Below are 15,840 nucleotides of genomic sequence, written 5' to 3'. Positions count from 1 at the left end.
TCGATTTCGAATCGACTCAGGTTTTTTTACTATTATATGCTTTTAACTAACTCAACAACTTCTTCAGCAGTTGACATTGTTAATGCTTTTTCTGCTAATGTTTCCATTTCTGCTTTTGACAACTTGCTTAGTTGTGTTCTTGCAGGAAGAATAGATGTTGCACTCATACTGAACTCATCTAAACCTAAGCCTAATAATAATGGGATAGCAAGTGAATCTCCCGCCATCTCACCACACATACCAGCCCATTTTCCTTCTTTATGAGCAGCATCGATAACCATTTTTACAAGACGTAAAATAGATGGGTTATATGGTTGGTATAAGTAAGCTACACGCTCGTTCATACGGTCTGCAGCCATTGTGTATTGGATTAAGTCATTTGTTCCGATAGAGAAGAAATCAACTTCTTTTGCGAACTGATCTGCTAATACTGCTGAAGCTGGAATTTCAACCATCATACCAACTTCAATAGAATCAGAAATCGTTGTACCCGCTTGAACAAGTCTTTCTTTCTCTTCTAATAAGATTGCTTTCGCTTGACGGAACTCATCAAGAGTTGCAATCATTGGGAACATAATTTTTAAGTTACCGTATACGCTAGCACGAAGTAATGCACGAAGTTGTGTACGGAACACATCTTGCTCATCAAGACATAAGCGAATTGCACGGTATCCTAAGAATGGGTTCATTTCTTTTGGTAAATGTAAGTATGGAAGCTCTTTATCTCCACCGATGTCAAGTGTACGAACAACGACTGGTTGATCTTCTTTTACACCTTCAAGAACTGCTTTATACGCTTCGAACTGCTCTTCTTCTGTTGGAAGATTGTCACGGCCCATGTATAAGAATTCTGTACGGTATAAACCAACGCCTTCTCCGCCATTATCGATAATACCTTGTACATCATTTGGTGTTCCGATATTAGCAACAAGCTCAACGTGATGTCCATCACTTGTTACAGTTGCTTGGTCTTTTAATTTTGCCCATACAACTTTTTGCTCTTCAAATTTCGCTTTCTTTTCTTCAAAAGAACGAAGAGTTTCTTCAGATGGGTTTACAATTACTTCTCCATCTAAACCGTCAATGATTACGATATCGCCGTTTTGGATTTTCTCCATAACAACCTTCGTACCAACAACAGCTGGAATTTCCATAGAACGAGCCATAATTGCAGAGTGAGATGTACGTCCACCGATATCAGTTGTGAAACCTTTTGCATATTCACGGTTTAGCTGAGCTGTATCAGATGGTGTTAAATCTTCAGCAATGATGATTACTTCTTCAGAAATTGTACCAGGATTTGAGAAATTAATTCCTAGTAAATGTGCAAGAACACGTTTTGTTACGTCGCGAATATCCGCAGCACGTTCTTTCATGTATTCGTTATCCATGTTTTCAAACATAGAAATAAACATTGATGCAACTTCATCCATTGCAAATTCAGCATTTACTTTTTCGCCATTTACTTTATCTTTTACTGGATTTACTAATTCTGGATCATTTAATACTAATAAATGTGCTTCAAAGATAGCAGCTTTATCAGCACCTAGCTCAGCAAAAGCATGGTCCTTAATAGCTTCTAGTTCAGATTTTGCTTTCTCAAGCGCAGCGTCTAAGCGTGCAATTTCAGCAGCTTCGTCTGTAATTGATTTCTTTTCAATGTTAAATTCAGGATTCTCAAGTCTGAAAGCCTTTGCAATAGCAATCCCACTTGATGCAGCGATCCCTTGAATGTTAAGAGTCATTATTCTCCTAATCCTTCGTTTTTCATAGTTTCTTCGATAGCTGCTAGTGCTTGAGCTGCATCATCACCATTTGCAGTGACCTTAATTTCCGCGCCTTGTTGAATTCCTAAAGACATAACACCCATGATTGATTTTAAGTTAACGTTTTTTCCGTTATACTCTAAGTTAATGTCAGAACCAAATTTGCTTGCAGTGTTTACAAGTAGAGTTGCTGGACGAGCATGAATTCCTGAGTCGCTAGTTACTTTAAAGATTTTTTCCATGATAATTTATCTCCTTCAAATACAGTATTTTTTTAGTTGTATAGACGTGAGTACTACATCATCTATTGTATATAATAGGCGATGTTCGGTCAACCACATCGCCTATTATAATTATAAACATTTTGCGTCAAATTCCTACTGAATGTCAATAATAGCGTTTTCGCCCTTCTTAACATTTCCATCTTTTTTCAATTCGACTTGTTGCCCTTGTTGTAAATTCGTAAAGACGATTGGTGTAATAATAGATGGTGCATTTTCTTTTACAAATGCAAGATCTACTTTTAATAATGGTTGTCCTTGCTTCACTTTATCACCTTGTGCTACAAGCGCTTCAAAGCCTTCACCATTTAATTTTACAGTATCAATACCGAAGTGGATTAAAATTTCTTTTCCGCCTTCAGACTGAATACCAATCGCATGTTTTGTAGGGAATACATTTACAATCTCACCATTAACCGGAGAAACTACTGTTCCTTCTGTTGGCTCAATCGCAAATCCATCTCCCATCATTTTCCCTGAGAATACTTGGTCAGGTACTTCTGTAATCGGTAAGATTTTCCCTTCAATTGGTGAAACGATTGTTTCATTTCCATCAACCTGTTGAGGAGCTTCTTCCGCTTTTACAGGCTCTTCTTTTTCAACATGAGGTGTACGACCTGACATAATATCATGAATTTGTGATTTTAATGTGTCAGATTTCGGTCCGAAAATAGCTTGAATGTTATTTCCAACTTCAAGTACTCCGGCTGCCCCAAGTTCTTTCAAACGATCTTTGTTTACATTTTTTTGCTCATTAACTTGAACACGTAAACGTGTAATACAAGCATCTAACGAAGCAATGTTTTCTTTACCACCAAGTGCTACTAATACTTCACGTGGAAGCTCGCCTGCTTCTGTTTTTCCCGCGCCGTCATTAGCAGTTGCCTCTTCACGACCAGGTGTTTTTAAGTTCCATTTACGGATTGCAAAACGGAATCCGAAGTAGTAAATAACTGCTAGTACAAGACCAACAATAATTACCCACCACCATGCCGTACGACCTGGTAGTACACCGAATAATATGAAGTCAATTAAACCACCAGAGAATGTCATACCAATTTTAACACCTAAAATTTGCATTGTCATAAATGATAGACCAGCGAATACTGCATGGATTCCAAATAATACTGGTGCTACGAATAAGAATGAAAATTCAAGCGGTTCTGTAATACCTGTTAAGAAAGATGTTAATGCAGCAGATCCTAAAATACCAGCTGCTAATTTTTTATTTTCTGGACGTGCTTCATGGTACATTGCTAAAGCTGCTGCTGGAAGACCGAACATCATGAACGGATACTTACCAGTTGTAAATGTACCAGCTGTTAATTCTACGCCGTCTTTTAACTGTGCCATAAAGATTTTTTGGTCACCACGGATTAATTCGCCAGCTGCATTTGTATACTGACCGAATTCGAACCAGAACGGTGAATAGAAAATATGATGTAATCCAAATGGAATTAATGAACGTTCGATTAAACCGAATATAAATGCTGCTATCGTTCTATTTGCATCAATCATTTGATGTGAGAACGTATTTAAGCCACCCTGAATGTATGGCCAAATGAAGCACATGATAATACCTACCACTAAAGAGAATGTTGCAGTTGCGATTGGTACGAAACGCTTACCTGCAAAGAAACCTAAGTATGATGGTAATTCAATGTTGAAGTATTTATTATAACAATATGCCGCTACTATCCCGACGATAATACCACCAAACACTCCTGTTTGCAGCGTTGGAATTCCTAATACGTTTGCATATGCTGGATCTGAAAATCCAATTTTTACTGGATCTGTTCCAGTGCTTGTTACTTTCACTAGTTTATCTACTTCTAAGAACACACTCATCGTTTTGTTCATAATTAAGTATCCGACGAACGCTGCTAAACCAGCTACTCCGTCTCCACCAGCTAAACCGATCGCTACCCCAACTGCGAATAATAGCGCAAGGTTAGCGAAAATAATATCGCCAGATTGTTCCATAATTTTTGCAACCATTACGAACCAATCTGCTTTTAAAGCAGGGATAACATTTGTTAGTTGTGGATTTTGAAATGCATTACCAAATCCAAGTAAAATACCTGCTGCCGGTAAAATCGCTACTGGAAGCATAAGCGCTTTTCCGACTTTTTGAAGAACACCAAAGATCTTCTTAAACATGGAAACCCTTCCTCTCTTATCTATATTGATACTTTTCGACAAACGCCAAAAAGGCATGAGGAAAAAAAAGATAGAACGATAGCTATACAAAGGGTAGTATGTCCCTTTCTTTAGCTTACATTCCCAACTTTTCTCCACTCATGCCTGATCGAATCAGTAACACGTGTCAAAAATAGGATTACGTATAAGTTCACTATAATTAAAGCAAACGTTTTCGTTATTTACCTTAATGTGTTTGTCGAATTTTGTATAACTTTGCAATAGTTATTATACATAACTATTGTAAGCGATTCAATCATTTTTTTTAACGTTTTCATTTTAGACAAAAATATATGTCTTTTTACACATGTTCTGCTTTCACTAATCGTTGTAAATGCATCGTTAAATAAATACTCTCCGCTTCATAAACAGGAAGTTGTAATTCGTTCTGCATTACTTTGACTAGCTTCCACGCCAAATTGTAACAAACTGGATATTCTAATTTTAATAAATCAGCAAAACTTTGTGCTTCTTCTACTTTTTCTCCTTTTTTCACCCGTTCAATAGCATATTGTAAATGGCGAATAAGGCGTAAATAATGAATGCTTTCTTGGTCTAAAGTAATTTGTAGGCTTGTCTCAATTAAAGACACAAGTTGTGCAATAAGACGAGAATTTTGATTAACAGAAGATAAATCAGAGTTTGTAAGCGAGCTATAAATATGGAGTGCGATAAAGCCAACTTCTCCTTCTGGCAATGTAATTTGCAAACGAGAATTTAAAAGTTTCACAACTCCTTCAGCAATTTCATATTCCTCTGGATATAGCATTTTCGTTTCAACTAAAAAAGGATTATCTATTGTAAGTCCTTGTTTCAGCCTTTTAATTGCAAAAGAAATATGATCTGTTAAAGCGATATGAATATGTTCATTTAATGGAGACTCCGCTTTTTCTTGAATGTATAACATAATATCATTCATCAATTCAATTAGCTTTTCACTCACATGCGGCACTAAAAGTTTGTATTGTTCTCGATCACGTTCATTTTTTAAAACAAACATTTTCTCAATTTGTTCTTGCTCCAACACATCTTCAGCCTTTTTTCCAAATCCAATTCCTTTACCGATCACTACTACTTCCTCGTGTTCAGGATGGCTAGCAATGATGACATTATTATTTAAAACTTTTTTAATTTCTAGATAATTACTCATATAACACCACCCTCGTACTTAAATAGCCTACTTTTATGTTACAGAACATTCTTCTTTGTCGTCAATGTAAAACATCTACCATTTGATAAAAATTCATTTTTTAGACATGTTTGTATATGATGCGTATAATGTAAGAGCAACTGTACATAGAAAGGAGATAGCAACATGATTAAAATGTTTGTAAGTGATATTGACGGTACAATGATGCAGCATGGAGGTCTGATTGATGAACAGGATGTTGCGGCACTTCGCAGTCTTGCTGAGCAAAATGTTATTCTTTGTTTCGCTTCCGGGCGACTTGATAATGAAATCGCAGACTTAATGAAGGCTGTAAATACAAATTTCCATCGCATTAGTGTGAATGGTGTGTTTGTATACACTAATGAAAATAAGCAACTATTATCCGCAAATTTTGATTCCAGCATTCTTCCTGATTTACTAGCTATGACAAATCAAGACCCTTATTTCCGTTATGTAAGTGATGAGCATAATTACTATATTGAAGAAAAGACACCTTTTATTCATGAACTCGAAAAACAAGTAGCAATGACTTCTGTTGAAGAACCAAATTTATTACAGAAAATCGATGATACAATTTTTCCAAATAAAATTTCTATCGGTGGAACAAAAGAAAACTTACAACTCCTTCAAAAAAAGATCGATGAAAAATTCCATGGAAAAGTTAGTACTTTCATTTCAGCTGAACAATGTTTAGATGTAATGCCACCAAATATTAGTAAAGGTTCTGCTATTTCTGTTTTATTACAAGAGTTTCAAATACAACCAGAGGAGGTTGCGTGCATAGGGGATTCTTACAATGATATTCCAATGTTTTCTTTAACTCCTCATAGTTTTGCTATGTCTCAAGCTGATGACGCGGTAAAAGAGCACGCTCACTATGTAGTAGATGCTGTCAAAGATGCCGTTAACCAAGTACTTGTTTATAATGAAGAAGCAAATAAAAATACGACTCGATCCTTATAAGGATGAGTCGTGTTTTTATTTCTTTACATGTTGAAAACATCAAAGTTCACTGTACTTCACAAACTGAAATATATTACTTGTTACGTGCGATGTTCGTAATAAACTTGTAACGATCCCCACGATAAATACATTTCACATACTCTAATGGTAACTCACCTTCTGAATATGACCATTGACGCATTACAAGTACAGGCGCCTTTTTAGGAATATGCAGATGTTCAGCTTCATTATCCGTTGCAATTGAAGCTTCAATTGATTGAGTAGCGCGAACAAGCTTAAAGCCCAGTTTTTTCTCTAAATGTTCATATAAAGATTGTTGCAATATTTCTTCGTTAATATCTTTCACAAGAGTTGGCGACAAATATGTCGTCTCAAATGCAATCGGTTCGTCATCAGCTAAACGCGTACGCCTCACTTCATAAACCGATTCTCCCTCTTGTATTCTCAGCCGGTCTGCTATTTTAGCAGTAGCTGGAACTAGGCGGAAACTTAATAACTGGCTGCTCGGTTTCATACCACGAGAAATCATATCTTCTGTGAATCCCGTCATTCCTTGCAACTTTTGCTCCACTTTCGGAAGTTGGACGAATGTTCCAATCCCACGTTTCCGGTATAAATAACCTTGTTCCACTAAGTTATTAATCGCCTGTCTGATTGTCATACGACTCACTTCGAACTTATCACAAAGTTCATTCTCAGATGGAATTTTATCTCCCGGCTTCCATTCGCCTTCCTCAATTAGCTGTTTCACCCACTCTTGAATCTGATAATAAATCGGAAATGGTGAATACTTGTCGATGTTCATCAGCAATCGCCTCACTGCATAAAGATAGAGCTTCTGGATCTGCGATTACGGTTACATTCGGATGACGTTGTAAAACTGTAGCAGGACACGCCTCACTATATTCACCTTGCAATAACTCTTTAATAGCTTCTGCCTTTTTAGATCCCATAGCAACAAGTAGAATTTGTTTTGCTTTCATAATACTTCCAATTCCCATTGTAATCGCATGAGTCGGCACATCTTCTTCATTTTCAAAGAAGCGAAGGTTTGCTTGGCGCGTAGATTCTGTTAATTCTACAATGTTAGTTGGAGAATTAAATGGTGTTCCTGGCTCATTAAATCCGATGTGACCGTTTTCACCGATTCCAAGAATCTGTAAGTCAACTGGGTTAGCTACTAGAATGCCTTCATAACGCTTGCACTCTTCCTCTAAATCACTTGCCATCCCATTCGGTACATAAGTTTGTTTAAATGGAAGATGATCAAACAACTGTTCTTGCATGAAATAGTGATAGCTGTTTTTATCTTCGTGTGGTAAATTTACGTACTCATCTAAGTTTACAGTGGTTGTATGACTTGTATCAAGTTTATTTTTTCGCATTTCTGCATAAATACCTAATGGAGAGCTTCCTGTAGCCATTCCTAAAGTTGGATTTTCTTTTGATTTTACAACCTCTTTAATTAACTTATAACCTGATTCTGCTAATTCTTCTGGAGTTTTTACAACAAGAATATTCATCTTATTACTTCCCTTCCTTCATATGAATTCCTAAACGAACCGTATCATATACATGTAATTCTTCAGTCATAACAACAAAGTCTGCATCTTTACCTGCCGCTAACGCGCCTTTATTATTTAATCCAAACTCTTCTGCTTGATTAACTGATGTCATCAACACAGCATCCTCGATTGAACATCCTGTAAATTCAATTACATTTCGGAAAGCTTGATCCATTTTCAAAATACTACCAGCTAACGTTCCATCTTCTAATCGGGCACTGCCATCTTTTACATGTACTGGCTGTCCGCCAAGTTCATATAATCCTTCTTCAAGACCTTTTGCACGCATTGCATCTGTAATGACACTTACTTTTTTCGGCCCTTTTAATTTATACGCTAATTTCACCATATCAGGGTGAATGTGAATACCATCTGTAATTACTTCAACCATTACATCTGGATTTAATAACACATGACCAACAACTCCTGGTTCACGATGATGTAATCCACGCATTTGGTTATATAAATGTGTTGCATGTGTAATTTTTCTATTTTTCAGTTGTGCATCAATCGCATCTGTATGCCCCATTGTGCCAACAACACCTGTTTCAGCAAGATACTGTTCAAACTCTAACGCACCTTCTTCTTCCGGTGCATATGTTACTAATTTAATTAGATTACCGCTTGCTTCCTGCCATTGTTTAAATTGCTCGATACTCGCAGGAACAATATGTTCAAGTGGTTGTGCACCCGCACGTTTTTTTGAAACATATGGTCCTTCTAAGTGAATATATTCGAAATGTGCTCCTTTATCTTTCGCTTCCTTCGCAGCAAGTAGCGCCGCTTCAATCGCTTCTGGAGCTTGTGTCATTGTTGTTGGGAAGTAAGTTGTAACTCCTTCTTTTAACATTTCTTTACCAAGAGTTACTAATCCATCGCTATTTGCATCCATCGCATCAATATCGTATCCACCATGAATATGAACATCAATCATACCTGGAATCACAATCTTTCCTGCCACATCTAACACAGTTTCATTTTCTTGTGATACATATTGAGCCATCAAACCAATTTCTTTAACTGTTTCTGTGTAACGAATAAATCCGTTTCCCACTACTTCTTTACCTGTATAAATTTTGGCATTGATGACAACTTGCGTTTTCATTTTCATCGATCCTTTCCCATGAAATACCTACTTATTATTATTATCTTATTCGCCTAATTCCATCTTAATATACACACAAGTAGTTGTCTATACATTCTAATGAAATTTCCTCTTCGTTCAGCGAAAAAAGGAAATTGATTTCTTTTTCATTATAATATATATTATCCATTTTTTCCAAAATGGATAATAACCTCTTATATAATTAGTTACTTAAGTAATGGCATAAGGCCGCTTGCCCCCATAGTAATATGTTCACCATCTGTTTCTATTTCCACAGTTCGCTTGTTTGTTCCGTATATCATTATACCCCGCTGTTTTAATCGTCTTACTACACTTTGATGAGGATGCCCATACGGATTTCTACTCCCGTACGAAAGAATAGCGAATTGTGGATCTACTTTTTTTAAGAATGTTTCACTCGTTGAAGTATACGAGCCATGATGCCCAACTTTTAATACATCTGCATGTACATCAAATTGCTTTAATATTTCATTTTCCGTCCGTATATCAGCATCACCCATTAATAAAAAGTCCGCTTTACCATATCGAATCTTTAACACAATTGAGGACTCGTTATTCTCGTCTTTCGATTTACCATTGTTCAATACTTGTATAGAAACATGTGGATCTAACGGTATATATTGTCCTTCCTTCACTGAAATGAAAGGTATGCCCCTTTTTTTAATATTATTCCGATACGTATGATAAGTAAATGAACTATATGTTTTTCCACTATCTAATACGAGTGAAACCGGCATTTGTTCTATAATTGGAATAAGCCCCCCTATATGATCCATATCAGGATGGGTACTTACAATCACATCTAAATGATTAATTCCTTTTTCAATTAGTTTTTGAATAATAACCTCTCCCGCTTCATAAGGGCCCCCATCTATTAACATCGTTTGACCATTTGGCAATGTAATAAGTGTCGCATCACCTTGTCCAACTTTTAAAAAACTCACTTTCATTTTACCAAAGTGTTGCCGATGCATATGTATAGAAGACGCAGTATGAATAGACATCATATATCTTTTAGCCGATGCGCTGTTTAACGAAAAACATAATAAAACAGAAACCAACAATAGAATACTCCGTACACCTTTCATAACTCGTCTCCTTTTTTCATTTAGTATGGCACGCTCTGTAATTGATATACAAAAAAAGCTTAGCAAAATGCTAAGCTTTTATTTTGATAATTCCTGTAAAGAACCAAAGAATAAATCTGCTTCATTCATTTGTTCATTTTCTTCCGAAAGAGGTGGTAAATCATCTAATGTTTTCAATCCAAACGTATCTAAAAACTCTTTCGTCGTTCCGTATAAAATAGGGCGCCCCGGTCCTTCCGCTCTTCCCGTTTCTTTTATAAGTAAGTGTGAAACTAACGTTTGTAATGCCTTGTCTGTTTTCACTCCTCGAATCTCTTCCATTTCTGTCCTTGTAATCGGTTGACGGTACGCAACGATTGCCAACGTTTCAAGAGCTGCTTGAGACAGTGACGCCGTTGTTGGGGTATCTATTAATTTTTGATAGTATGCAGCATGTTCTTTCTTTGTTGCAAAACGATACATTTTTGCATATTGCACAATTTGCAGACCGCGATTCGACCCTTCACATTCTTTTTGCATTTCCTCTATACTGTTTATTACTTCTTCCACTTCAACTTCCAGAACTTTAGCTATCTGTTCCGGATAAATCCCTTCGTCACCTGCAACAAATAAAAGCCCTTCAATAATCGCTTTTTGTTCTTTTCTATCCATTTTACGAACTCCTTCCTCCTATTTCCCATAAAAAATACACATAAAAAAACCGAATCACAGTAAATGCGTTCGGTTCAATATTTCTTCTCTCGTTCCAAACGATACATTAAAACCTAACATGAGATAAAATATTTCTATCCCATCTTCACATACCAACTCTATACGGATTTATTAGAGCTTGATACGAAAATTTCATCAAAATTATGTTCTTGCTCAATTATGATTTGTTGATTTTTCATTAGCTCAAGAACCGCTAAAAATGTTACAACCATTATTTCACGTTCTTCATCAGCAAACAAATCATAAAAGCTTTGACGACCGCCTCTTACTTCTAACTGTTGTAGAATATCAGTCATTCGCTGTGCAATTGGTATTTCTTGGCGAGTAATTCGCGTTGTTACGGGGGTTTTTGCTTTTTTACGACGCATTAGCTTTTGAAATGCCGCTAACATATCATATAACGTAACATCAAGAGGTAAGCTTGTCTCCTCTTCTTGTTGAAATGATGTAAAATCAATTGGCGGACGTGTATATAGCTGTGCTCTTTCTTGTTCTCTTTCTTTTAACTCAGTAGCAACTTGCTTATATTTCTTATATTCAATTAACCTCTCCATCAATTCTTGACGAGGATCATCTATAAAGTCTTCACCGTTATCAGGTACATCTTCTTCTTGTTTCGGTAACAACATTTTACTTTTAATTTGTAATAACGTTGCAGCCATTACTAAATACTCACTGGCAACATCTAGTTGTAATTCTTTCATCGTATGGACATAAGATAGATATTGCTCTGTAATTTTCGCTACAGGAATATTATATATATCAATTTCGTAACGATTTATTAAGTGTAACAATAGATCTAAAGGCCCTTCAAAAGCCTCTACTTTAAAATTATACTGCACAAAGCATCCCACCACATTTTTTCTATAACACCATAAGTATAGAGCATACTCATGTTCTATCCAACCTTTTTAAGAAATTTAATTAAAAATAGACCTATGCCCATGTCATAATGCCCACCGCTTCATATGATAACAATGTAGTAAGAACAATGTAGGAGGTCAAAAAACTATGGGTCACGTTGATTGCGGTTTTAGCGGTGGGTTCGCATTACTTGTTGTACTGTTCATTTTACTAATCATTGTAGGAGCAGCTTGCTTCTGCTAATAGGACGCAATAAAGCGACTAGGGATATTTCCCTAGTCGCTTATTGTTAATATTTCTATGATAAACTGTACATATAACCGTTAGACAGGAGTGAATAAAATGTATCCTACCGAGTACATACAATTTTTAATTCATTTTCACGGAGACTATGATTATTTTGAATGTCATGAAATATTAGAAGAGTATTGGAAATTAAAACCTAGAGGAGAACGCGACAATTACTTAGTCGGTCTCATTCAAATTGCTGTTTCCTTATACCATCACAGACGATCCAACTGGAATGGTGCAGAGAAGATGATAAAAAGCGCAATAGCACTTTTAGAAAAGAACAGTACATCTTTACATCAATTAGGAATAGATCATAAACAACTTATGTTCTTATTAAATGAAAGATTAAACTCTATCCACAAAAAGGAAATTTTTGCGCCGTTATTTTTACCCTTATTAGACGTATCGTTAGAAAAACAATGCATACAGTTATGTAAGAAACAAAACCTCTCTTGGAAAGATGTGAACGTCATTCCTGGTGAATACATCATAAGTAAGCACACATTGCGTGATCGAACAGAAGTCATTTCTGAGCGACACGAGCAACTACAAAAAAGAAAGCAGAGATAATAAACTACTTATCCCTGCTTTCATGAATGTATATTTTGTTCAAGCTCTTTACACTTTTTGCAAAAACTTGCTGTTTGCTCATTTCCGCAAATTGTAAACTCAAGAAATTTACTCTTAAGCTCTTGAACCATCTTCGTCCCAATTCCCATATGACGGTGAGACGGATTCACGCTCAAATGCTGAATTTCCAATACCTGATCTTCTTTTTTTATAATCCCCATTATCCCAACAAAATCTTCATTTTGTTTCCACAAATACAATTGCCAATCCTCTTTCGCTTCATACTCTTTCATTGTCAATTGTAATTTTTTCACATCTTTTTCAGTTGGCATAAATGAAAGAAGCCCCATTGCAATTTTTTCATAACTTTTTTTAAAACGAATTAACATAACCCTTATCCCTTCTTACAAAAGTTACAAACTATTTATCCCATCAATCACTCTTTTCATATCACATTCATTCTACAATATTTTTACCAGAGTGAGAAGAGGCTGAAACAACTTGATAATCATACAAAGCGTTAAGAAGAAAGTCAAATATATGTTTCCACGCTATTTCTTTCTATTACACCGCTCAAAAAAGAGACAATACTGTATAGGAAATAAAAGGAGAATCCCTTTCTCATCACATTTCACTTATTAACCACTTTTGAACAAAGTAGTTCTACCAAAAGCAATATATTAAGAGAAATCCATTTATTGAAGTATATAATTCGTACTCCATCCTATGTATTTTGTTAAAAGTGTGTTCTCATGAACAATATAATTTAACGTTAGTAGCCGTCCTATTTGTGTCATATACTTTAAAATATATACCAATTCCTGTTTATAGGAAATAAAAAAAAAGAGAGCAAAATCGCTCTCTTTTTCTCACAACTTATTCTTCCCAAACTTTAACTTCTTTCATTACATCGCCTTGACGCATGTTTAATACCGTTTCAATACCGCTTGTTGCTTTACCGAATACAGTATGTACGCCATCTAAATGCGGTTGTGGCTCATGAACAACAAAAAATTGGCTACCACCTGTATTACGACCAGCATGTGCCATAGAAAGTGATCCAACAAGGTGTCTACGAGGATTTCCATCAGTCTCACATGGAATAGAGTAACCTGGGCCACCTGCACCTGTTCCTGTTGGGTCTCCACCTTGGCTTACGAAGCCAGGAATAACGCGGTGGAATGTCACACCGTCATAAAATCCTTGCTCTGCTAATTTCTTAAAGTTTTCTACTGTTTTTGGTGCCTCTTCTGGGTAAAATTCTAAATCGATTTTTTCGCCATTTTCCATTAATATGTATCCTAAAGTTTTCATATGTATATGTCTCCTTTCAACTATCTCAGCACTATATTACCATATTCATGACGAGAAACAAAAAGAATCCGACAATCTGCATACTTCTTTTTCGAAATGTGGAAAAAGCTAGGTGACAAATTTTAAAAATATACTATAATAACTGTGTTGCCCGAAAATTTCAGAAAGAGAAAGGGAGCGATTTTTCGTGAAAGCGAAATTACTAGCTCTGCTATTAGCTGTAGCCGTATTTATTATGCCAACAGCTTCATTTGCAGACATCATTGAGGGAGAATCAATTGCTACACTAGGAGAAAACTTATCTGAACAACAAAAACAAGAGCTGTTAAAAGAAATGAAAGCACCAAAAGATGCTACAATCATCACTGTGTCTAATGCGGAAGAACATAAATTTCTAGAAGGAATTGTTCCAAAAGCACAAATTGGTACAAGAGCAATTTCCTCTTCTATGATTACATACACAAAACCAGGGTCAGGTCTCATTGTACGCTCAAAAAACATTAATTCGATAACAGATGCAATGTACACAAATGCACTTATTACAGCAGGTGTGAAAGATGCAGAGATTCAAATTACTGCACCATTTAAAGTTTCCGGAACTGCTGCTTTAACAGGTTTAATGAAGGCCTATGAAACAACATCGAACAAAGAAATTCCAGAAGATGTTAAAAAAGTAGCCAATGAAGAAATGGTACAAACAGCAACACTTGGTGATAAAATCGGTGAAGACAAAGCAGTTCAACTTGTTGCAAAAATTAAAGAAGAAATTGCAAAAGAACAGCCAAAAACAACTGAAGATTTACGTTCATTAATTAAAAAAATTGCTGATCAACTTGGCATTACATTAACAGATGAACAATTGGATAACTTAGTATCGTTATTTGATAAAATGAAAAATCTTAATATCGATTGGAACCAAGTTGGTAGTCAATTAGATAAAGCAAAAGACCATGTGTCTGCCTTCTTAGGATCTGAAGAAGGACAAAGTTTCCTAGATAAAGTAAAAGATTTCTTCTCTAGTATCATTGATTTCGTTAAATCTTTATTCAAGTAAAAAAGAAGCTCGCCAGTGACGAGCTTCTTTTTTATACAAGTAACGGTAATTTCATAATAGCTTCTTCAACCGAACGAACAACATGATTTGCTTTCTCCTTCACATACGGATGAGCATGATGGAGGGTGAAGGAGTGCGGGGTTACTTCAAACATAGAAATATCATTGAAAGAATCTCCAATACATGCAACTTCATTTGCTTCAATTTGTAAATGTTCCATTAATCGCTTCAGAGCGCTTCCTTTACTTACACCTCTTGGCATAATGTCAACATAGCGCTTACCCGATATAAAGACTTCCGCTTCGCTATGAAATGTATCTCTCAGCTCTTGATCTAATGCTACAATTTTTTCTTCTTCTCCAAAAACAAATAATTTCGCAGGATGTACAGTCTTCCCAAATTCCTCTTCTAATTCTTCGATTTCAGCAATATGCACTCCCATATACTCTTCAAAAGTATGGTGATGTTCATTCTTCCTTTTTGTATATCGCTGCTCATTTGCACAAACAATATCTGCTAGTCCCTTTTTATGTATATATCGATATATTTCCTGGGCAACCCCATCTTCAAAACTCGATTCATGAAATACTTTTCCATCCGGTAGTATCATTGTCGCTCCATTTAAACTAGTTGTGTAATACGGGAACGAAAACTTTTTTACCGCCTCATCAATTCGGTGAGTAAAACGGCCAGAGGCAAAACAAATATTTGTCCCTTTTTCAGCTAGCCAACAAAGCGCTCGTTCATCTTCTTTTTGCATATCATTCACATTGTAAACGAGCGTATCATCTAAATCACTTACAAATAATTTAATCATGTCCTCTTCCCCTTCCATACACAATATCTACTCTAATTGTACAAAAAAAATTTATTATTT

Annotated in this window: 17 protein-coding genes; 4 read left to right on the top strand and 13 right to left on the bottom strand. The window is 35.9% G+C overall.

Annotated features, from left to right (window positions below; all coding sequences use genetic code 11):
* Positions 1-32 precede the first annotated feature (32 nt).
* From ptsP to glcT, 4 genes are all read right to left on the bottom strand, one after another.
* Positions 33-1,745, bottom strand: a complete 1,713-nt coding sequence (gene ptsP / locus MKX77_RS04670; protein WP_341305942.1) for a phosphoenolpyruvate--protein phosphotransferase — start codon at positions 1,743-1,745, stop codon at positions 33-35.
* A complete protein-coding gene (ptsH, locus tag MKX77_RS04665; protein WP_002033915.1) occupies positions 1,745-2,008 on the bottom strand; it encodes a phosphocarrier protein HPr in 264 nt (87 codons plus the stop codon). Before ptsH ends, ptsP begins: the two co-directional genes overlap by 1 nt.
* Before the next feature lie 135 nt (positions 2,009-2,143).
* Complete coding sequence (gene ptsG / locus MKX77_RS04660; RefSeq protein ID WP_341305941.1) at positions 2,144-4,207, bottom strand: PTS glucose transporter subunit IIABC; 2,064 nt, start codon at positions 4,205-4,207, stop codon at positions 2,144-2,146.
* A 340-nt stretch (positions 4,208-4,547) separates the two neighbouring features.
* Complete coding sequence (gene glcT, locus MKX77_RS04655; protein WP_341305940.1) at positions 4,548-5,396, bottom strand: glucose PTS transporter transcription antiterminator GlcT; 849 nt, start codon at positions 5,394-5,396, stop codon at positions 4,548-4,550.
* Between the two features lie 165 nt (positions 5,397-5,561).
* Here glcT and MKX77_RS04650 point away from each other — a divergent pair, with 165 nt between their 5' ends.
* Entirely contained in the window at positions 5,562-6,380 is an 819-nt protein-coding gene (locus MKX77_RS04650) for a Cof-type HAD-IIB family hydrolase (protein WP_002014903.1), read from the top strand.
* Between the two features lie 73 nt (positions 6,381-6,453).
* On the opposite strand, the gene phnF is transcribed toward MKX77_RS04650, so the two are convergent.
* From phnF to MKX77_RS04620, 6 genes are all read right to left on the bottom strand, one after another.
* Positions 6,454-7,185, bottom strand: a complete 732-nt coding sequence (phnF, locus tag MKX77_RS04645; protein WP_078172874.1) for a phosphonate metabolism transcriptional regulator PhnF — start codon at positions 7,183-7,185, stop codon at positions 6,454-6,456.
* Entirely contained in the window at positions 7,115-7,903 is a 789-nt protein-coding gene (gene nagB / locus MKX77_RS04640) for a glucosamine-6-phosphate deaminase (protein WP_215554067.1), read from the bottom strand. The genes phnF and nagB overlap by 71 nt, the downstream gene beginning before the upstream one ends.
* A 4-nt stretch (positions 7,904-7,907) precedes the next feature.
* The gene (nagA, locus tag MKX77_RS04635) at positions 7,908-9,050 is read right to left on the bottom strand and encodes an N-acetylglucosamine-6-phosphate deacetylase (protein ID WP_215556630.1); all 1,143 of its coding nucleotides are present in this window, start codon (positions 9,048-9,050) and stop codon (positions 7,908-7,910) included.
* A 206-nt stretch (positions 9,051-9,256) separates the two neighbouring features.
* The gene (locus MKX77_RS04630; protein WP_341305939.1) at positions 9,257-10,159 is read right to left on the bottom strand and encodes a ComEC/Rec2 family competence protein; all 903 of its coding nucleotides are present in this window, start codon (positions 10,157-10,159) and stop codon (positions 9,257-9,259) included.
* A 78-nt stretch (positions 10,160-10,237) separates the two neighbouring features.
* Positions 10,238-10,810 carry an SMC-Scp complex subunit ScpB gene (gene scpB / locus MKX77_RS04625; RefSeq protein WP_341305938.1) on the bottom strand — a complete coding sequence of 191 codons (573 nt, stop codon included), beginning with the start codon at positions 10,808-10,810 and terminating at the stop codon, positions 10,238-10,240.
* Between the two features lie 158 nt (positions 10,811-10,968).
* The gene (locus MKX77_RS04620; RefSeq protein WP_002143025.1) at positions 10,969-11,712 is read right to left on the bottom strand and encodes a segregation/condensation protein A; all 744 of its coding nucleotides are present in this window, start codon (positions 11,710-11,712) and stop codon (positions 10,969-10,971) included.
* A gap of 169 nt (positions 11,713-11,881) precedes the next feature.
* Between MKX77_RS04620 and MKX77_RS04615 the strand changes: the two genes are divergently transcribed.
* Positions 11,882-11,977 carry a YjcZ family sporulation protein gene (locus MKX77_RS04615; RefSeq protein ID WP_000510194.1) on the top strand — a complete coding sequence of 32 codons (96 nt, stop codon included), beginning with the start codon at positions 11,882-11,884 and terminating at the stop codon, positions 11,975-11,977.
* Between the two features lie 99 nt (positions 11,978-12,076).
* Positions 12,077-12,595, top strand: coding sequence for a DUF309 domain-containing protein (locus tag MKX77_RS04610; RefSeq protein ID WP_002033909.1), 519 nt, complete (start codon positions 12,077-12,079; stop codon positions 12,593-12,595).
* A 20-nt stretch (positions 12,596-12,615) separates the two neighbouring features.
* Here the strand turns inward: MKX77_RS04610 and ribT are convergent, their stop codons facing one another.
* Together ribT and MKX77_RS04600 are read right to left on the bottom strand one after the other, a co-directional pair.
* Complete coding sequence (ribT, locus tag MKX77_RS04605; RefSeq protein ID WP_215554070.1) at positions 12,616-12,984, bottom strand: GNAT family N-acetyltransferase RibT; 369 nt, start codon at positions 12,982-12,984, stop codon at positions 12,616-12,618.
* A gap of 487 nt (positions 12,985-13,471) precedes the next feature.
* Positions 13,472-13,909 (bottom strand): peptidylprolyl isomerase, encoded by a 438-nt coding sequence (locus MKX77_RS04600; RefSeq protein ID WP_002160618.1) that lies wholly within the window; start codon positions 13,907-13,909, stop codon positions 13,472-13,474.
* Positions 13,910-14,096: 187 nt separating this feature from the next.
* On the opposite strand from MKX77_RS04600, the gene MKX77_RS04595 reads away from it, so the two are divergent.
* Complete coding sequence (locus tag MKX77_RS04595; protein ID WP_341305937.1) at positions 14,097-14,963, top strand: DUF1002 domain-containing protein; 867 nt, start codon at positions 14,097-14,099, stop codon at positions 14,961-14,963.
* Positions 14,964-14,994: 31 nt separating this feature from the next.
* On the opposite strand, the gene MKX77_RS04590 is transcribed toward MKX77_RS04595, so the two are convergent.
* Positions 14,995-15,798, bottom strand: a complete 804-nt coding sequence (locus MKX77_RS04590) for a Cof-type HAD-IIB family hydrolase (RefSeq protein WP_341305936.1) — start codon at positions 15,796-15,798, stop codon at positions 14,995-14,997.
* Positions 15,799-15,840 lie beyond the last annotated feature (42 nt).

It is taken from the genome of Bacillus sp. FSL R9-9410 (assembly GCF_038050385.1).
GTDB classification, from domain to species: domain Bacteria; phylum Bacillota; class Bacilli; order Bacillales; family Bacillaceae_G; genus Bacillus_A; species Bacillus_A cereus_U.
Note: the sequence above shows the minus strand (reverse complement) of the source record. Positions and strands in the feature narration are given on the sequence as shown.

What these genes read in the sequence shown, in the direction of transcription:
- ptsP (WP_341305942.1), bottom strand. Translation starts at nt 1,745, where the DNA reads ATGACTCTTAACATTCAAGGGATCGCTGCATCAAGTGGGATTGCTATT.
- ptsH (WP_002033915.1), bottom strand. Translation starts at nt 2,008, where the DNA reads ATGGAAAAAATCTTTAAAGTAACTAGCGACTCAGGAATTCATGCTCGT.
- ptsG (WP_341305941.1), bottom strand. Translation starts at nt 4,207, where the DNA reads ATGTTTAAGAAGATCTTTGGTGTTCTTCAAAAAGTCGGAAAAGCGCTT.
- glcT (WP_341305940.1), bottom strand. Translation starts at nt 5,396, where the DNA reads ATGAGTAATTATCTAGAAATTAAAAAAGTTTTAAATAATAATGTCATC.
- MKX77_RS04650 (WP_002014903.1), top strand. Translation starts at nt 5,562, where the DNA reads ATGATTAAAATGTTTGTAAGTGATATTGACGGTACAATGATGCAGCAT.
- phnF (WP_078172874.1), bottom strand. Translation starts at nt 7,185, where the DNA reads ATGAACATCGACAAGTATTCACCATTTCCGATTTATTATCAGATTCAA.
- nagB (WP_215554067.1), bottom strand. Translation starts at nt 7,903, where the DNA reads ATGAATATTCTTGTTGTAAAAACTCCAGAAGAATTAGCAGAATCAGGT.
- nagA (WP_215556630.1), bottom strand. Translation starts at nt 9,050, where the DNA reads ATGAAAACGCAAGTTGTCATCAATGCCAAAATTTATACAGGTAAAGAA.
- MKX77_RS04630 (WP_341305939.1), bottom strand. Translation starts at nt 10,159, where the DNA reads ATGAAAGGTGTACGGAGTATTCTATTGTTGGTTTCTGTTTTATTATGT.
- scpB (WP_341305938.1), bottom strand. Translation starts at nt 10,810, where the DNA reads ATGGATAGAAAAGAACAAAAAGCGATTATTGAAGGGCTTTTATTTGTT.
- MKX77_RS04615 (WP_000510194.1), top strand. Translation starts at nt 11,882, where the DNA reads ATGGGTCACGTTGATTGCGGTTTTAGCGGTGGGTTCGCATTACTTGTT.
- MKX77_RS04610 (WP_002033909.1), top strand. Translation starts at nt 12,077, where the DNA reads ATGTATCCTACCGAGTACATACAATTTTTAATTCATTTTCACGGAGAC.
- ribT (WP_215554070.1), bottom strand. Translation starts at nt 12,984, where the DNA reads ATGTTAATTCGTTTTAAAAAAAGTTATGAAAAAATTGCAATGGGGCTT.
- MKX77_RS04600 (WP_002160618.1), bottom strand. Translation starts at nt 13,909, where the DNA reads ATGAAAACTTTAGGATACATATTAATGGAAAATGGCGAAAAAATCGAT.
- MKX77_RS04590 (WP_341305936.1), bottom strand. Translation starts at nt 15,798, where the DNA reads ATGGAAGGGGAAGAGGACATGATTAAATTATTTGTAAGTGATTTAGAT.